This window comes from Pseudomonas sp. GW821-FHT02A08 (assembly GCF_059422045.1).
In genome coordinates this window covers 1-1,289 of sequence record NZ_JBWKWD010000083.1, presented here as the reverse complement: position 1 = coordinate 1,289, position 1,289 = coordinate 1, and the positions used below count along the sequence as shown (strand labels likewise).

The 1,289-nt window shown below is 62.1% G+C and carries 1 protein-coding gene; it reads left to right on the top strand.

Features of this window, described 5'->3' with window-relative positions; all coding sequences use genetic code 11:
* Window positions 1-1,289: immunoglobulin-like domain-containing protein (locus AC07W4_RS27815; protein ID WP_495034728.1), on the top strand; the 1,289-nt coding region annotated here is incomplete at both ends.

Below are 1,289 nucleotides of genomic sequence, written 5' to 3'. Positions count from 1 at the left end.
ATCGAAGGCGGCCAGATCATCTACACCGCCACCCTGACCAACCCGGCCGGCACGCCGATGACCGTGACCTTGAGCAACGGCTCGGTCATCACCATCGACGCAGGCCAGACCACTGGCAGCGTCAATGTGCCGACCCCGGCCAACGACGTGTATGTCAACGGCAGCACCGTCAGCACCACCATCACCGGCACCACCGGCGGCAACTTCGAGAGCCTGGTGCCGAACACCACTCCGGCCGTGACCACCATCACCGACTCCGTGGACACCACCGGGCTGACCCTCACCGCCACCGGCAACATCACCGAAGGCGGTCAGATCATCTACACCGCCACCCTGACCAACCCGGCCGGCACGCCGATGACCGTGACCTTGAGCAATGGCTCGGTCATCACCATCGAAGCGGGCCAGACCACTGGCAGCGTCAATGTGCCGACTGCGGCCAACGACGTGTATGTCAATGGCAGCACCGTCAGCACCACCATCACCGGTACCACCGGTGGCAACTTCGAGAGCCTGGTGCCGAGCACCACCCCGGCCGTGACCACCATCACCGACTCCGTGGACACCACCGGCCTGACCCTCACCGCCACCGGCAACATCACCGAAGGCGGCCAGATCATCTACACCGCCACCCTGACCAACCCGGCCGGCACGCCGATGACCGTGACCTTGAGCAATGGCTCGGTCATTACCATCGAAGCGGGCCAGACCAGCGGCAGCGTCAATGTGCCGACTGCAGCCAACGACGTGTATGTCAACGGCAGCACCGTCAGCACCACCATCACCGGTACCACCGGTGGCAACTTCGAGAGCCTGGTGCCGAGCACCACGCCAGCAGTCACCACGATTTCCGATGTGATCGACAAGGTCACCGTTACCATCGAAAGCGCTGGTCCGGTGCTGGAGAACCAGGCACCGACTTTCACCATCAAACTCGACCAGAAACTGGATCACGACCTGACGGTGACTCTCAGCAATGGCCAAACTGTGGTCATCGCCGCAGGCGCAACTCAAGCTGGCTATGCATTGCCGGCGCAAGGTGATGACGTTTACAAGGATGGCGGTAGCGTCTCGCTGGGCATCGCTGATGCTAGCGTTTCCGGTAAGACGTTTGAGAATCTGGTCATTGGTGGCCCAGCATCGGTTGCTATCAACGACACCGTCAGCGAAGTGATCGCCACTCTGACCGCGGACAAATCCACCGTGACCGAGGGCGGTTCGGTGACTTACACCGTGACCCTGACCAACGCGGCCGGTCTGCCGATCAACAACCACGGTCCGTTGGAGTT